Below are 16,854 nucleotides of genomic sequence, written 5' to 3' on the forward strand. Positions count from 1 at the left end.
GGTAAGTGAGGATGAGATGTCCAATCCATCAGGCGATACGATTTTTTTCATAGATTAGGGAGGCTATTATGTTTCATACAAAGGCAAACAACGTTAGAAAATACGCAATCATACTTAGCTGTCTATTAGCACTTACTGTGTTTCTATCTGCTTGCAGCAATTCGGTGGACCGGGGTTCGGATGCATCTTCGACAGAATCTTCACAACAAGAGACGACGAAGGATCCTGCCGCAGATGAAGCCAAGCCGAAGACCGTCACGGACGTGATGGGGCATGAGGTGACCATTCCTGCGCATCCGGAGCGCATTATTGCTTCCTACCTAGAAGACCCTCTCGTTACGCTAGGTATGAAGCCTGCGGCACAATGGTCCGTTGCGAACGGAATTCAAGATTACTTGCAGACGGATCTGAAAGGCATTCCGACGATCGCTTATGATCTTCCGACAGAAGCCGTTTTAAGCTTTAACCCGGATTTATTGATCGTGAGCTCGGAGAATACGGTAGGCAACGGCATGTACGAACAATTATCGAAGATTGCTCCGACATACGTGCTGGGAGATAAGATTAGCAAAGACTGGCGTCAGGCCCTATTGAAAATTGGGGAATTACTGAATAAGTCTCCTGAAGCTGAACAAGCATTGAAGGAATACGATGCCAAAGCCAAGGATACGAAGGAGAAATTAACGAAGGCCGTAGGCCAAAAGTCGGCGGCGATTCTATGGCTGACGAACAAACAATTCTTCTTAGTGGACGAGACGGTATCCAGTGCTGCTGTGCTTTATAACGATTTAGGCATGCTGCCTCCGAACTTGGTGTCTGATATTCCAGACGATAAGAAAGCAAGTTGGAACTCCGTTTCCCTGGAGAAGTTGGCTGGATTAGACGCGGATTATATTTTCCTCGTGAACAGCGATAAGATGGCGGGTACCGACGAGACGCTCGGCAGTCCGATTTGGAAAGGGCTGAAAGCCGTCAAAGAAGGACATGTCATCGAGTTGCCTTCCACTTCCAGCTGGTTGTACAGCGGGGTTAAAGCGGGCGAGCAAATTATGGATGATGTGTTGAAGAACCTTGTGAAATAAGATTGAAAATCTTTCGGGAGTGCATGGAATCGGCATGTTATCGTGCTGGAGCCTATGTGCTCCTTTTTTGGCAAAGTTGGAGTTGCATCTCACGCATGAGCCCAGTATAATAAATCCTATCAATTAAAAGTAAACGGGTGTTCATGGATGCAGTATTTAAAAGATGACGTGAAAAACAGCATTCTTCAAGCAGCCTTGTCAGAGTTCAAGCGGCATGGTTATTCGAATGCGTCTATGCGGCAGATTGCGAATACAGCAGGGATCACGACAGGGAATATCTATCGTTATTTCAAGAATAAAGAAGACCTCTTCCATGAGTTGATCCATCCAGTCTATGAGAAGTTCGTGCAATATATCATGGATATCAAGGATGATTTTGACCATACCTGCACGAAAGACACCACAGATCCCCTTCATTACCTCCGTAAAGTAGAAAGCACGATCGTTGAACTATTCAAAGAATCGAATGTCGAGCTTCGTATTCTGTTGAATATGAGCAGCGGATCTTCGTATGAACCCGTGAAGCAAGAGCTTATTCAATTGGCAGCCCATATTCTGATGAAGGTCTTCATTCCCGGGGAAGATCAGCAGGATCAGGCGAGGATTGAAGAGCGCAATCTGGCTCACATGCTGGCCGAAACCTTAGTCGAAGGCACATGTATTATTCTGCGCGATCATGAGGACGGAGCGACGGTACGGCAATTGGTAGACGAATTGTTGCGAGTATACTGCGTGGGGATTATTTCAAAATTGAATATATAGATTTGTATTTTTTTAGACAAAAAATGAACGCTTGTTCATTATCCATGGAATTTTGTGGATAGGGAAAAAGTGGAGGAGGAGATGGCAAAGATGCACAAGATTATTAAGTGGCGTTGGGGTATTCTCGCCGTGTGGCTGGTGGTTACGGTTGTATTGACAGCTTTCCAGCCGGATGTGAATGCCATTCTGCGCCAAAGGGGTCAAGATCCGCTAAGTGATAATAATCCGTCGAAAGTAGCGGCTTCCATCTTGAAGAAGATGAATCCGACGAATGGCACGAGCAATATTATCGTGTTCCACAACCCGGATCAACTGACAGATCAGGATATGAAACAGATTGAGGCGGGAATCGGCAATATGAAGTCCCATCAATCCGAGCTCGGTGTTGGGGATATGTTGGATCCGTTCTCCATGCCGGATGCGAAGTCGTCGTTGATTTCGGAAGACAAGACTACCTTAATGGTGAGCTTTAGCTTGGATAAGAAACAACGTGAAATTGAGGACATCAAGAAAGAATTCAGTCAAACGTTGAAGGACGTGAAGGTACCGTTCTATCTGACCGGCGAGGAATTCATTCAGAACGACTATTTGAAAGCATCCGAGAAAGGCGTCGAGAAGAGCGCGATTCTGACCGTTATCTTTATCCTTGCCGTATTGATCATCATGTTCCGCTCGATCATTATTCCATTCGTCTCGCTGCTTGCCGTGGGTATTACTTACGCATGCTCGATGGGGATTGCAGCCCAGATCATCGATAAGTTCCATTTCCCGGTGACCAGCGTCACGCAAATGCTGCTCATTGCGATTTTGTTCGGGATCGGAACCGACTATAACATTCTGTTGTTTAATCGGTTCAAGGAAGAGCTTGCGCATGGGAAATCAACGGATGAAGCCATTATTGTGACGTATAAAACCGCAGGGAAGACTATTGTCTACAGTATTTTAACGGTCTTCATCGCATTCGCAGGGTTAAGCTTCTCTACCTTCGGTATTTATAAATCGGCCAATGTCGTTGCGATCGGGGCTGCTATTCTGCTGCTTGAGATCATGACATTAACACCGTTTATCATGAAGACATTGGGCGTTAAATTGTTCTGGCCGACGAAGAAAGCAACAGGTCATAAAGAGAACAAGTTCTGGGCGAAAATGACATCGACAGCGGTTAAGTATCCGGTGCTAACCACGGTTATTATCGTTATCGTAATGATTCCGGTTCTGTTGTCCAGCGGGCAGAAGCTGTCCTTCGACCAATTGAAAGAATTGGGGAACGGGTATGCTTCGACGCAAGGCTTTAATATCGTGGCGGAGCACTTCAGTCGGGGGCAGGCTTTGCCGACAACAGTCGTCGTAGAGAGCGACAAAGCTTTGGATAATAACGAATCTTTGGCCGTCGTCGATAAATTAACGGATAAATTAAAAGAGATCGATGGCGTGAAGAAGGTCGCGAGCGTGACCCAACCGCAATCGGAGCCGATTGACAAATTTTATATCAGTTCACAGACAGAATCGGTCGCGGATGGCATTCATGCCACAAAAGACGGCGTAGTAAAGATTCAAGACGGCATACAGCAAATGCAAGGCAAATTGGTTAGCCCAGACTTCTCGAGTGTAGATCAACTCATCTCGGGTACGGGCCAAGTACAACAAGGCTATACTCAAATTACCGATGCGATCAATCAAGTGGCCCAAGGCATTGACCAAGGGGCGAGCGGGGCTGCCAACCTTCGGGACGGTATCGCGCGTCTCAAGACAGGACTTAATACGGTTGCAACCGAGACGTCTACATTAAGTACAGGGATGACACAATTGCAGCAAGGCTACAAGACCCTAGGTGATGGTTACGTGCAGTTGGAAGGGAAATTGCCTGCGATTCAGCAAGGGCTCGCTGGAATGAATGGATTAATTGGAGGTCTGGGTGCGAAATATAACGAGTTAAGCCAAGACCAAGATTATCTGACGCTGAAGCAGACGGGTGCAGGGCTCGAATCAGGTATGGCGCAGATCATTGGCGGTTTCCAAGAGCTGAACAAAAATTATACCCAGTTGAATGAATCCTTCGCCAAGGCTTCGCAAGGGTTGAAACAGATCGCAAATGCACAGACCCAAATGACTACAGGCCTCACAGCCTTGTCCACAGGCGCGGATGCGTTGGTGAAAGGTTTGAAGGAGGGTGCTGCAGGCAACCGCGAGATCGCTGCAAATATGAAGAAGTTAAATGCAGGTCTTGCTGGGGTGAAAGACGGTCAGCAGAAGCTCTCAACGGGATTAACGCAGTTGTCCGATGGGATGACGCAATTAAAAGACGGACTAGGCAAAAGCGGCAATGGTCTAGGGGACATCTCAGATGGTCTAAATAAGACGGGGGATTTTATCACCGAATTGAATGCATCCAAGACCTTCTTTATTCCGCGTGAGGCATTAACAAGTGAGGATTTCAAGAAATCATTAGATAATTTCATGTCGAAGGACCGAACCATTACGAAGTGGATCGTCATCCTGAATCATGATCCTTATTCTCCGGCAGCGATGGAGACGATCGAGAAGATCAATGACACCATGACAAGCGGATTAAAAGGAACGGTATTGGCGGACGCAAAATTTGGGGCGGCAGGACCGAGTTCAACGACCTATGATACGAATGCTGCACAGGTGAGCTCCTTCAACAGTACGGCGATCATTATTATTGCGGGTGTATTCCTGGTATTGTTATTCGTGATTCGGAAGTTCTGGCCGTCGGTATATATTATTCTGTCACTGCTGGCTTCTTATTACGTTGCCATGGCGACATCTAACTTCGTCACGGAATATATCATCAAAGCAGATGGGGTATCTTCCTTCGTGCCGTTCTTCTCCTTTATTATTATCGTAGCGGTTGGGGTCGACTACAGTATCTTCCTCATGATGCGCTATAAGGAACATGAAGACTTGCCAACAGGAGAAGCGATTGTTCATGCAGCCAAACATGTGGGTGGTGTTGTTATCTCCGCTATGATCATTCTGGGGGGAACCTTGGCAACGTTGGCACCATCAGGCTTAGTCTTATTGATTGAATTAGCTGTGGCAACGATCGTGGGGTTGATTGTACTGTGCTTTATCTTGCTCCCGATGCTGCTTCCAGCGCTCATGGTACTGCCTGATGCCATCAAGAATAAAAAAAAAGCATCGCAAAGCGAAAACCTTGTGATGAGAACTTCAGGTAAATAACAGGCATGGATAGCAAAAAAAGCCTTGATCACTTCCCGATAGGGATGATCAAGGCTTTTCCTGTCTATAACTATTTATTAAAACAGTTCATCACCCAATTGATGTGATTCATGCTGTCCGTCACTTCGGCGTGCAGCGCCCCAAAGAAGGTATCCTGTATTTCGGTAGTGACTTGACCTTGATCCGCGATAAGTGCCTCATACACCTGCTGTAGCTCTTCTCTTTTCTCAAGCAGCAAGATGACTTTTACGTTGGTGGCTTTGGGGATGCGACCGCCAAAGGTACCCGAGAAGTGTAGTAAGGTTTGACCTAAGTGCAGCTCAGCATGCATAACCACGCCTTGGTGTTCATTCAAAATTTTAGTTTCGCCGCCAAACCGGCTTTGATAATATTTAATGGATTCTTCAACATTGTCGACAACAAGAAATGGACTTGCACTCGTAATCATTAGTTTGTTCCTCCTAGAGTGGTTATGAAACCCTAAGGTTTCGTTTTTTGTTATTATACGAAACCTTAGGGTTTCGTGTCAAATGGAAGATGATCATATGTACGTTGAAGGATAAAAACGAAATCACCGAAGAAGGTGGAAAGTTAGACCTTTGATTTCGATCAGCAGTTTCTTTTTTAGAATGGAAGATATTAGGGTAAAGTGATAAAATAGCGATGAGAGAAAATTCGGACGAACCGGAGGGCAAGGTGTTATTACATCGTATAATTGAAAATTTTGAAACTGAAGCTGAAGAAATGTACATAGAGTTTGTTGATGAAAATGAAGCTCCGAGTTACGAAGATTTAGAACTGATAGAGATGGATCGAAAAACGGTGAAAAAAGTACGCTCAAGTGCATCTCTCTTTGCAGAACTTTTTGATCCGGACACAAATTATTTTTACGAATTTCCATTTCGGAAACGGATAGAAGTAGAGGGTGGCTATCGTGTTGCTCGTCGTCGGGGAGCGCGTCTTGATGAGGTTAACGTATATAATTTAGTTGTCCGTTTTAAAAATTCCCGTATAGATCACTCTGAGGCACGCGCATTTATGTATCGCCCTGTTAAGAACAACCAGGAATGGATTGTCCTTTTACCGGACAATACTATGGATACGATAGATAGTGAAATTGGTATTTTTGGACGTAGTGCTCAGCTTTTTGCTGAGTCAGGGAAATTATCTTCGGAAATAACATTGGATCATATTAATGAGAACTTAAAACTATTGAATTTACATGAGCGATGCGCACAAACACTTATGCACGAATATGGTCATGTCTTACATTGGCGGATTTTTGACCGCCTTGGTACACCATATGAAGATTATCTTGCATACAATTGGTTTATAGAGAATAATTATGCCGAACTAATCGACGGACGTGTACCGAATTATTTTAGATTGAGTGATGAGAAAAAATTGTGGATGCTGAAGGAATGTCTAGTTGAGGATTATCGGATTTCCTTGAATCTAGATAGTGAAAATGGTATGTTTATATTACCAGGTAAGTACACATTTAGTGCAGACTTCCGGGCACCAGAACTATTGAAAGATGGGGTGAAGATTATGCGACGCATGTTACAACCTGCTATGGAAAATGAAAGCATGAGACGTAAAACAGGATCGGTTCCTTCTGAAAGTGAGATGACGGATATCGCCTTAATGCGTAGTATTTTGGAAGCTTCGATGGATGAGAACTGGGTGCCAGGACAACAACGCATGACGATCGAAGATCATCATGCTGTATCGGATAGACTATTAATGAAAACGATTAAGAACCAAGTTGCTATTACAAGATAAATATTAGGTCATTTTACTGAAGGAACAATGTATCATCATCAATATAGGAACTTTATTAGCAATAGGTCCTGCTAGTATAAAAGTGGCGTAGGCACTGAGCACAATGGCCATGCGCAGCTATAGAAACACATAGCGAAAAAACAAAGAGATCCAGTCATTCGACTGTGATCTCTTTCTCTTTTCGCGGATTCGGTTTGGGAGGGAGGGTAATATGGAATGCTGTTCCGACGCCCAATGTGCTATGCACGGCTATGGAACCTTCGTGCAGATCGATGATTCTTTTGACAATAGAGAGCCCCAGCCCGTTCCCCCCTAAATCGCGGTTCCTGGATTTATCCGCCTTGTAGAATCGCTCGAAAATATGCTGCTGAGACTCGGTATCCATACCGATCCCTGTATCTGTGATACGCACGACGGTTTCCTTGCCGGCTTGCGATAAGTTTACATGTATGGTTCCGCCCTGCGGCGTAAATTTGATGCTGTTATGGATGAGATTAATCCAGACCTGGCTCATCATTTCTTCATCGGCAAGAACGGTATGCTCTGTCAGTTCTGCCTCAACTTCAATATTCTTCTCCCGCCACTGCGGTTCACAGGCTAGGATGGTTGTTTTTAGCTGCAGATCCAGTCGATAAGGCTTCGGTTGAAACGGATGATGTTTCGATTCTAACGAGGTGAGCTTCAAGAGGTTCTCGCTGAGCTTCGAAAGTCTCACGCTTTCGGTTTCGATAATTCCCAGATAATGCACCCGCATGTCAATCGGCAAATCCGGATCTTGCAGCGCACGGGCGAATCCGCGTATGGAAGTTAATGGGGACTGAATTTCGTGCGAGACATTCGAGATGAATTCTTGCCGCAGGGTCTCCAGTTCATTCAATTGCGCGGTCATATGATTGATACTCTCCACAAGATCTAGGAATTGCTCATCTTCAAAATGTTTATGATAGGCGATTTTCACCGTAAAATCACCTTTCGAAACGCTGTTGATTGTACTGATAAGGGTTCCGAAAACATTCCCGGACTTCCGCTTCGCTACGAAGGCGATCGGTGTGGCGACACAGGACATGATCGCAAAAGTTAATAACTGCGTAACCAAAAGTTGTACCCATTCCGCCGTTGGCAGGAGATCGCTCTTCAGACGAATCCAATAGATCAGTCCATAAGAGGCTGCCTCGCAGGCCAAGAAAAAGAGGATCAGCGAACAGATGGCAGTCGTCATTCGTACCCACATTTGCTTCCGGAAATGTTGTATCCATTGCTTCATGGGAGCACCTCGAGCCGATACCCCAATCCGCGGATCGTACGGATTTTGAAACCATACGTTTCTTCGGGGAAACGGTCCCTCAGTCGATTGATATGGACATCGAGCGTCCGTTCATTTCCTTCAAAATCATAACCCCATATATCTTCGATGAGTTGTTCCCTGGTGAAGGTCTTTTCCGGATAGCTGGCCAGCTTGAATAACAGCTCAAATTCCTTGGGCGGCAAAGTAATACATTGCCCGAGGCGATCCGTAACCTCCAAGGTGTTATGGTTCAGCTGCATATGTTGACCGATAGAAACAACTTGCGATGCTGTAATTTGGTAACGTTTCAATAGAACTTTCACCCGTGCTACAAGCTCCAGCGGGTCGAACGGCTTGACCAGATAATCATCTGTGCCAAGGTCGAAGCCTTTGAGCTTCTGGGTCGTTTCACCTTTCGCGGTCAGCATGAGTAAGGGAAAATCATAGTGCTTCCGCAATTCGCGGCAGAGCTCCCAGCCATCCATCTTCGGCATCATAATATCGAGAATGACCATGTCTACTTTGACTTGATCGATGAGCTTCAACGCTTCGATTCCATTCACGGCTTCACAGGTGCCAAACCCTTCATTATGAAGAAATAAGCTAACGAGCTCGCGAATATGTGCATCGTCATCGACGATCATGATGTTAATCATACGCTACATCTCCCTTCACACCCCACCACTATAGCATATATTCGCTATGTAAATAGAATTTAAACGGCGGAGAGAAGGAATCCCCCTAGTGCTCCGGTGATGACGATCACCCAAGGCGGGAGCTTCCAGAAGACAAGCATGCTAAAGAGTGCCGCTCCCAAGGCAAAGTCCATGGAAGATAGGATCGAACTGGTCCAGATGGGAGTGTACAAGGCTGCGGTGAGGATGCCTACAACAGCGGCGTTAACCCCATGAAGGGCGGCGCTCGTCGTGGCATGATGCCGTAGTTTGTCCCAGAAAGGCAAAGTACCCACAATTAACAGGAAGGCTGGCAGGAAAATGGCTAATGTAGCTACAATGCCGCCGATCCATCCGTGCATGATCGTGCCTACGTAGGCAGCGAAGGTGAAGAGCGGACCGGGTACGGCCTGTGTGACGCCATAGCCAGTCAAGAAATCGGCTTTGGAAATCCAGCCCGTAGGAACAAACTCACGTTCGAGGAGAGGCAATACGACATGACCGCCGCCAAACACGAGTGAACCCGCCCGATAAAAGCTGTCCACAAATGCGATCCAATACGAAGAAGTCATTTCCCGCAGGATAGGAAGGATCATGAGCAGACCAAAAAATAATGTCAGGCATGTCCATGCCCATCTTCGGGATATCGGAATCGTAACGGTGGAAGGTTGTATATCCCCATCGCCTTGCTGGCACCAAAGAAGCCCAAGCAAGGCTGCGCCCAAGATGATCCCCACCTGCGTATAGGTTGCCGGCCAGAGTAAGCTAATGATAAGCGCAAGAGCGGCAATCGTTCTGCGGGTGCGGTCCGGCGTCAGCTTCTGTGCCATCCCAAGCACCGCATGGGCGACAACGACGACAGCGACAATTTTAAGCCCGTGGATCAAACCTGTAAGCTGCATATCCATGCCATGGAGCAGCCAAGCGAACAAGATTAACATGATGACCGATGGAAGTGTGAATCCGAGGAATGCGGCAACACCGCCTAGTATACCGGCTCGCATCACACCGATGCCGATGCCGACCTGACTGCTGGCAGGGCCGGGGAGGAACTGGCATAAAGCCACAAGATCCGCATATCTGCGCTCTTCGATCCATTGTCTTCGACGTACATATTCTTCATGAAAATATCCTAAATGCGCGACGGGTCCGCCAAATGATGTCAGTCCGAGCTTGGTGGATACCCAGAACACCTCAAGGATTGATTTCATGGCTGTATTTAATGTTCGTTTCATGGGTCACATCCTTTACGAACTCTATGGTAGCAACCGTGGCATGCGCCGTAAAGCGATGAATTGTGAAGTTATTGTAAAAGACAAAAAAGCACCCGAAGGCGCGGAAGGTCTGTCGGATGCGCTCGCTATTGTCCTTGCGCATGAAGCATGCGCTCCATGTATTGCTTGGGAGTACATTGATTATACCGTTTGAATAGCTCATAGAAGTGCGCCATATTGCTGATGCCGACCTGCTCGGCGATATCTACAATGCTTTGTTGTTCCGTTACCAGCATCCGCTCGGCTTTGGCGATTCGCTTACGGTTAACGAAATCCGTAAAGGCGACGCCCATCTTGCGTTTAAAATATTTTGAGAAATACGTGTAGCTCATCCCTGCCAGTCGACAAACATCCTCCATGTCGATCCGATCGGCTAGACGTTCTTCGACGTATGACACAATAGGCTGCATGACGGCGGCATCTAAGTGCCCGTAAGGCTGCAACACATCTTGTGTATCATGGCGCAGCAAAGAGAGCATGAGATGATGGATGTTCATACTAACAGCCATCTCATAGCCTTTGCGCTCGCACATGACCTCGTCGTGAATGCTCGTGATGATCTCCGCCATTTCCTGTCGCGCATCCTGATGTTTGAAAATATAGTTCATCCCGTCCAGCGCTTCATATACCTCCGAGAAATGACCGTAGTACATCATCGTTGCCGGATCGAAGTAGGTCTGCAAATGGACATGCAGCACAATATATTTTAGTTGTTCTGGGGTTGTTTTGTGCGTTCGATGCAGCTGTGAAGAACCAAGAATGACGACATCTCCGGCTGCTAAGGAATAGGACTGCGCGGGAGTCTCAACCTCGAGTCTGCCTTCTTCTACGAGGATGAATTCGACTTCCTTATGGTAGTGCCAAGGAACGGAGGTCATGGTGGATAGTTCGTGTTGAACAAATCTCCATACTTTCATCGACAGTGCTTGATGCTGATAAATGATAGGTTCTTTGAATATATCCATGTGGGGTGGCACCTCTTCATCGTATAAAGGCTAATTTGGATATAAAGAGCGTAAATGTCCGCATTTTCGGATACTGTTGTTAATTATATCATAGGGATGTATTGAGATATCAATCTATAAGTGAGGTGCTGTTATGAAAGTCGCAGTAATCGGCTGCGGGAGTATGGGAAATGTACATGCTCATGCGTATGCCAAGATGAACGATGTGGAATTGACGGCCGTATGTGATATTCAAATGGAACGGGCCGAAGCGCTCGCGGAACGAACAGGTGCAGTTGCCTATCCATCCTTTGAGCATATGCTGGCGGAAGCAGAATTTGATGTGATTAGTATTACGCTACCAAGCTATCTACATAAGGAATACACGATTCGGGCGGCGGAAGCCGGCAAGCATGTGATAAGTGAGAAGCCTCTTGCTTTAACATTGGAGGATGCCCAAGCGATGATCGAGTGCTGCGATCGCCAGGGCGTTCGGCTGTTTGTTGGACATGTGGTTCGGTTCTTCCCGGAATATGCACAGATCAAGCAAGTGATCGATCAAGGGAAGATTGGGCGCGTAGCTGTCGTACATACCAAACGCAGAGGTTCCCATCCTGGACTGGCTTCGCCCTGGTTCAAGGAAGCGGATAAGAGCGGCGGTATTCTCTTTGATCTGATGATACACGATATCGATTACCTTCGCTGGGCTGTTGGTGAGGTCAAATCGGTATATGCGAAGAGCCATACGGATCAAGATCTTGAGTTTGCTTTTGTTACGCTGCAATTTGAGAATGGTGCCGTGGCGAATCTGGAAGTCTGTTGGGGTTACCCGGGTTCCTTCCATACAGGGATCGAAGTGGCGGGTAGTAAAGGTGTTGTGCGCAACAACAGTGAATCCAGTAACTCGGTTCGAGTTCGTCAAATATCCTCTGATAAACCGGGGCAGGCCCCTGTGGTCGAAGTTCCGAAGAGCCCAGGAGCGAAAAGCCCTTATGAGCTGGAATTAGAGCATTATATCGCGTGTATCCGGACGGGAGATACGGCGATTGTCACCGCTCAAGATGCGTATCAGGCCATTGAGATTGCAAAGGCAGCAGCAGATTCCGCCAAGACCGGCAAGGTGGTATCGCTTCAAGCGAGCCGTGTACAGGAGGTAACGAAATGACAACATTAAAGGTTGGCTTTATTAGCTTTGCGCATGGTCACGCCTTCTCGTATCTCGAGGGATTTCGGAAGCTGCCCCATGTGGTGATTGCAGGCATTGCGGATGCAGAGAAGCATCGCGTCGAAGACGTCGTGCAACGTTACAACATTCCGTACTATGCGGATTATCGTGACTTGCTTCGAACGGATATCGATGCTGTAGTCATTTGTTCCGAAAATGTTCATCATGCCGAGCTGACGATCGCGGCAGCGAAGGCTGGCAAGCATGTAATGTGTGAGAAACCGCTGGGTATCTCGGTATCCGAGATGGAAGCTATGATTGCAGCTTGTGAGGAACACCATGTACAACTGATGACGGCATTTCCGTGTCGGTCCTTGACGGCTGTCGTGGAAGCGAAGGAAGCGGTGGATCGGGGCGATATCGGCGAGATCATTGCGATCAAAGGTACGAATCGCGGATCAAATCCAGGCGGCTGGTTCGTAGATCCTGCATTGTCCGGCGGCGGCGCGCTGCTGGATCATACCGTACATGTGATGGATTTGATGCACTGGTTCACGCGATCCCAAGTATCTGAAGTCTACGCATATGCTGCAACCCTGTTCAATGAAGAATTGCAGGTAGATGATACGGGCATGATTCATGTGACGTTTGAGAACGGCGTATTCGGCGTGTTGGATACGAGCTGGTCACGGCCGAAGTCCTTCCCGACATGGGGCGATGTGACAATGGAAATCATCGGCACGAAAGGGGTTATATCCGTAGACTCCTTCGCGCAGAGCAATGAGCTGTTCAGCGATGAAGTGGGCAAAGGGACTTGGGATTATTGGGGCGATAACATGGATGATGTTATGGTTCGTTCCTTTGTGGATGCCTTAATCGAAGGGGAAACGGTTCCGATTACGGGCGAAGATGGACTGCGGTCGGCTCAAGTCGCGTTAGCGGGATACCAATCTTTAGAAGCGGGTCAGCCTGTCCAACTCTAAGCTTTCTTGAATGAAATGAGCGTAAGGTGGCTATCGATGTCGATGAAGCTGTCTTACGCTCTTATACTGTCTGGATCATAATGCGCCTGATGAATATACACCTGAAGCGATGGCGAAGCAGCTCTAAGGATATTTTCCGAATCCCTGGAAGCGCCAATCGCCCAAGGATAAATCTGTGGTATACTGTTGGTAAAACAGCGTGGAAGGAAATGTATGATGGCGGTCAAGCAAACTATTGGTATCCTTATTCATCAGACCGATTTGATGTTGACCCATGCGGTGAAGGATGTTCTTGAACCGTTCGATCTATCGACGGAACAGCAGCTGATTATGCAGTGTCTGTGGCAGCAAGAGGGGATCACCCAGAAGGATATCGCGAAGCAATTAATTAAGGATCAGCCGAATATTACGCGTATGTTATGTAACTTAGAGAAGAAAGAGATGATCTATCGGATCACCCCGGAGAATAACCGTCGTGTATCTCAGGTATATTTGACGGATAAAGGGAAAGCTGTGCGGGACGAAGTTATGCATGCCACCTTAAATCTCTGCGAACGGATTCATGCGGATTTATCAGAGTCTGAGCTAGCGCAGCTGGAACAATTATTACTACGAATACAGCGTAATATTCGCCAATTATAGTCGATGAATCAAGCGGAGATGTAGCAGCATTTCTGCTTTTTTGTTGGTTCAAAAAGGATGTCATGATGGAGGAGGAGCAGCGATGCATCTAAGTTTATGGGAACATGGCGTGAATGAAAGCGATCAAGGCAGTACCAACGAGGGTTGTCCTAGCCTGACTACATATTTGCTGGAAGGGGAAGGACCGCATCCGTTGATGGTCGTCTGTCCGGGTGGTGGATACGGGATGCGTGCTGCTCATGAGGGCGAGCCGATTGCGAAATGGCTGAACCGGATCGGCGTATCCGCGGTTGTGCTGCATTATCGTGTCGCGCCTTACAAGCATCCGATTCCGCTGCAAGATGCGCAGCGTGCCATTCGGATGGCGAGACATCATGCGGAGACATGGCGTGTCGATCCGCAGCGCATCGGGATCTTAGGATTTTCGGCGGGAGGGCATGTAGCGTCAACAGTTGGGACGCATTATGATGCAGGTGAACCGAATGCTGAAGACCCGATAGAACGGGAGAGCAGCCGGCCGGATCTGATGGTATTGTGCTATCCCGTAATTACGATGGGAGAATACACGCATGAAGGCAGTCGCACCAACTTGTTGGGAGAATTCTTAGATGATGCGCTCGTAACGCTCTTATCGAATGAAACACAGGTGACGGGAGATACGCCGCCAGCCTTTATCTGGCATACGGCAGATGACGAGGCCGTCCCCGTGGAGAACAGCTTGCAACTTGCCATGGCTTTGAGCAGACATCGGGTGCCTTACGAATTGCATGTATTTGAGCAGGGAAGGCATGGGCTTGGGCTTGCCGAAGATACACGGGAACCGAAGGTGTGGCCACAACTTTGTGAGGCTTGGCTGCAAGGGCGGAACTTTATCCATGTGTATCCGATGTATTCCGAATATACGAAGCTGGAGGTTCTACTCGCGAACGAACAGGCAGCCGCCATATTGGAAAAGCATATCCCAGGCATCTCTACAAGCCCGCATTTGGCATGGGTCAAAGGGATTCCGGTCATTCAATTCGCTAACTTCGCGGAATTTCAAATTCCGAAGAATCAGGTACGTGCGCTGGGGGAAGAACTGTCGCGGATATAGATATGTAGCCGGTGATTAGAAAATATATCTATTTGATTGTAATCACACGAGGTTAGTTATTCTAATGCTATAATGAGGGTAATGAATAGATAAGTAGGTGTCATCGCATACATGAATATATCAGATATCATCTCGTTGATTTCGGACGGGAATTGGATTGAATTATTAGAGCGATATCGGTCTTTGGGACCTCTCCCGGGGATCTTGTTGACGTTCATGAAATCGTTCGTTCCCCCGCTGCCGACGATTGTTCTTGTTGGAGGGAATGCGGCGGTCTACGGATTCTGGCTTGGCTTCCTGTATTCTTGGATCGGACTCGTTAGCGGGTGCGTATTGACGTTTCTTATTGTACGCAAAATTGCTTCTTCGCAGTATGTCCAGCGTTGGGCGACCAAACCGAAAGTCCAGAAAAGCATGATTTGGGTTCGACGCAATGCTTTTAGTTATGTGTTCATACTAAGTGTTTTTCCTGTCGGGCCGTTCGTCATGGTGAATATGGCGGCTGGTGCGGTACGGATGTCATTCCGGTCTTTCTTGTTCGCTGTTGGGATGGGCAAAGCGATTATGGTCCTTATGGTCTCTTATATCGGTTATGATCTTGGAAGATTCGCCGAGCGTCCTTATGAAATCGTGTATGTGGTCTTATTCGTTGCAGCTTCCTTGTGGGCTAGCAAAAAGATTGAAAAGAGGTTCACGCGTGTACACCCCGTTGGCACAGCAGTGACCGACCCTATTAGCGCCGAGCGAAGTGAAATCATTCAATAGATTCCTTGGAAAAGGCTCTCTGACTTGTCTTCAAACAAGTTGGGGGGCCCTTTTTTATTCTGAACTGCAAATAACTGCTATTTTTTAAACAACATGGAAATCTATAACATTCCGTTGATTTGACATATACCGGAAAAATAATTAAAAAAATACAATGAGATGGAAGGTTGATCAACCAATTTAGGGAAGTCGAGGGGGGCTCTATGGCACGAACAACGGTTACGAAGGGGACTGCAAACCATACACCGATGTTGAAACCCAAGCAGCGTCTAGGGATACGCATGATGAAGCAATGGGATATTCAACTTATGGTGATCCCCGCCTTGGTACTTATTTTTATTTTCAGCTACATCCCCATGTATGGCGTCCTCATTGCTTTCCAGGATTATAAAGTAGGACACAATTTCTTTAGCAACCCGTGGGTGGGGTTCAAACACTTTGAATCGTTCTTTCATGCACCCGAGCTGTACACGGTGATGCGGAACACGATTGTGATCAGTCTGCTGAAATTTGCCATCGGATTCCCGGCACCGATCGTTCTGGCTTTGATGTTGAATGAAGTTCGGTTGATGTTTTTCAAGCGAGTCGTGCAAACGATTACATACCTGCCCCACTTCATGTCATGGGTTATTATCGGCGGTCTTGTGACTACGATGCTATCGGTTGATATTGGTTCAGTCAACGGGGTTCTGGTTGGGCTGAACCTAGTCGAGGAACCTATCAACTTCTTCTCCATTCCGGAGTACTTCTGGACCATTCTGATCACGACGAATGTGTGGAAAGAGATAGGGTTCGCTTCGATTGTTTATTTGGCTGCTATCGCCGGCGTGGACCCACATCTGTATGAAGCGGCATCGATGGACGGCGCAAGCCGGTTCAAGCAGATATATCTCATTACGCTGCCGACGATTATGCCTGTTGTGATCATCTTTATGATCCTTGCCATCGGAAGCCTGCTGAACGCTGGCTTTGAAGATATTCTCATTCTTGCGACCAACCCGGGGCTGAGGAGCGTGTCCGATGTTATCGATACGTATGTGTATCGGATCGGGATATCGAATTTCCGGTTTTCTTACGCGACAGCTGTTGGATTATTCAAGGCCGTTGTCAGTGTGATCATGCTGACGATCGCAAATGCTATAGCACGGAAATCAGGTAACAGCCTATGGTAAGGAACGACATAACAAAAAAGGAGG

15 protein-coding genes are annotated in these 16,854 nt (G+C 47.2%); 10 read left to right on the plus strand and 5 right to left on the minus strand.

Going from position 1 to position 16,854, the window contains the following annotated elements; all coding sequences use genetic code 11:
- Positions 1-68 precede the first annotated feature (68 nt).
- The 3 genes from BVG16_RS09600 (at position 69) to BVG16_RS09610 (ending at position 5,048) form a co-directional block, all read left to right on the plus strand.
- Positions 69-1,082 (plus strand): ABC transporter substrate-binding protein, encoded by a 1,014-nt coding sequence (locus BVG16_RS09600; RefSeq protein WP_078498327.1) that lies wholly within the window; start codon positions 69-71, stop codon positions 1,080-1,082.
- 147 nt (positions 1,083-1,229) lie between these two features.
- Positions 1,230-1,844 carry a TetR/AcrR family transcriptional regulator gene (locus tag BVG16_RS09605; RefSeq protein WP_078498328.1) on the plus strand — a complete coding sequence of 205 codons (615 nt, stop codon included), beginning with the start codon at positions 1,230-1,232 and terminating at the stop codon, positions 1,842-1,844.
- A 90-nt stretch (positions 1,845-1,934) separates the two neighbouring features.
- Positions 1,935-5,048, plus strand: a complete 3,114-nt coding sequence (locus BVG16_RS09610; RefSeq protein WP_078498329.1) for an MMPL family transporter — start codon at positions 1,935-1,937, stop codon at positions 5,046-5,048.
- Between the two features lie 70 nt (positions 5,049-5,118).
- On the opposite strand, the gene BVG16_RS09615 is transcribed toward BVG16_RS09610, so the two are convergent.
- Positions 5,119-5,493, minus strand: coding sequence for a VOC family protein (locus BVG16_RS09615; RefSeq protein WP_078498505.1), 375 nt, complete (start codon positions 5,491-5,493; stop codon positions 5,119-5,121).
- Between the two features lie 251 nt (positions 5,494-5,744).
- Between BVG16_RS09615 and BVG16_RS09620 the strand changes: the two genes are divergently transcribed.
- Positions 5,745-6,833: a hypothetical protein gene (locus tag BVG16_RS09620; protein WP_144027338.1), complete on the plus strand. Its 1,089-nt coding sequence runs from the start codon at positions 5,745-5,747 to the stop codon at positions 6,831-6,833.
- Positions 6,834-6,987: 154 nt separating this feature from the next.
- Here the strand turns inward: BVG16_RS09620 and BVG16_RS09625 are convergent, their stop codons facing one another.
- The 4 genes from BVG16_RS09625 to BVG16_RS09640 form a co-directional block, all read right to left on the minus strand.
- Positions 6,988-8,097 carry a sensor histidine kinase gene (locus tag BVG16_RS09625; RefSeq protein WP_078498331.1) on the minus strand — a complete coding sequence of 370 codons (1,110 nt, stop codon included), beginning with the start codon at positions 8,095-8,097 and terminating at the stop codon, positions 6,988-6,990.
- Positions 8,094-8,774, minus strand: coding sequence for a response regulator transcription factor (locus BVG16_RS09630; RefSeq protein WP_078498332.1), 681 nt, complete (start codon positions 8,772-8,774; stop codon positions 8,094-8,096). The genes BVG16_RS09625 and BVG16_RS09630 overlap by 4 nt, the downstream gene beginning before the upstream one ends.
- A 59-nt stretch (positions 8,775-8,833) precedes the next feature.
- Complete coding sequence (locus BVG16_RS09635; RefSeq protein WP_078498333.1) at positions 8,834-10,027, minus strand: chromate transporter; 1,194 nt, start codon at positions 10,025-10,027, stop codon at positions 8,834-8,836.
- A gap of 125 nt (positions 10,028-10,152) precedes the next feature.
- Positions 10,153-11,031 (minus strand): AraC family transcriptional regulator, encoded by an 879-nt coding sequence (locus tag BVG16_RS09640; RefSeq protein ID WP_078498334.1) that lies wholly within the window; start codon positions 11,029-11,031, stop codon positions 10,153-10,155.
- Between the two features lie 133 nt (positions 11,032-11,164).
- Between BVG16_RS09640 and BVG16_RS09645 the strand changes: the two genes are divergently transcribed.
- The 6 genes from BVG16_RS09645 (at position 11,165) to BVG16_RS09670 (ending at position 16,830) form a co-directional block, all read left to right on the plus strand.
- Entirely contained in the window at positions 11,165-12,175 is a 1,011-nt protein-coding gene (locus BVG16_RS09645; protein WP_078498335.1) for a Gfo/Idh/MocA family protein, read from the plus strand.
- Positions 12,172-13,158 carry a Gfo/Idh/MocA family protein gene (locus BVG16_RS09650; protein WP_078498336.1) on the plus strand — a complete coding sequence of 329 codons (987 nt, stop codon included), beginning with the start codon at positions 12,172-12,174 and terminating at the stop codon, positions 13,156-13,158. Before BVG16_RS09645 ends, BVG16_RS09650 begins: the two co-directional genes overlap by 4 nt.
- 213 nt (positions 13,159-13,371) lie before the next feature.
- Positions 13,372-13,800, plus strand: a complete 429-nt coding sequence (locus tag BVG16_RS09655) for a MarR family winged helix-turn-helix transcriptional regulator (RefSeq protein WP_078498337.1) — start codon at positions 13,372-13,374, stop codon at positions 13,798-13,800.
- Positions 13,801-13,882: 82 nt separating this feature from the next.
- On the plus strand, positions 13,883-14,893 hold the full coding sequence (locus tag BVG16_RS09660) for an alpha/beta hydrolase (protein ID WP_078498338.1): 1,011 nt from the start codon (positions 13,883-13,885) through the stop codon (positions 14,891-14,893).
- A 111-nt stretch (positions 14,894-15,004) separates the two neighbouring features.
- Positions 15,005-15,658, plus strand: coding sequence for a TVP38/TMEM64 family protein (locus tag BVG16_RS09665; protein ID WP_078498339.1), 654 nt, complete (start codon positions 15,005-15,007; stop codon positions 15,656-15,658).
- A gap of 248 nt (positions 15,659-15,906) precedes the next feature.
- Positions 15,907-16,830, plus strand: a complete 924-nt coding sequence (locus BVG16_RS09670) for an ABC transporter permease (RefSeq protein ID WP_233146995.1) — start codon at positions 15,907-15,909, stop codon at positions 16,828-16,830.
- The last annotated feature ends 24 nt before the right edge of the window (positions 16,831-16,854 follow it).

Origin of the sequence: Paenibacillus selenitireducens (assembly GCF_002021565.1) — a bacterium.
GTDB lineage: Bacteria > Bacillota > Bacilli > Paenibacillales > Paenibacillaceae > Paenibacillus_K > Paenibacillus_K selenitireducens.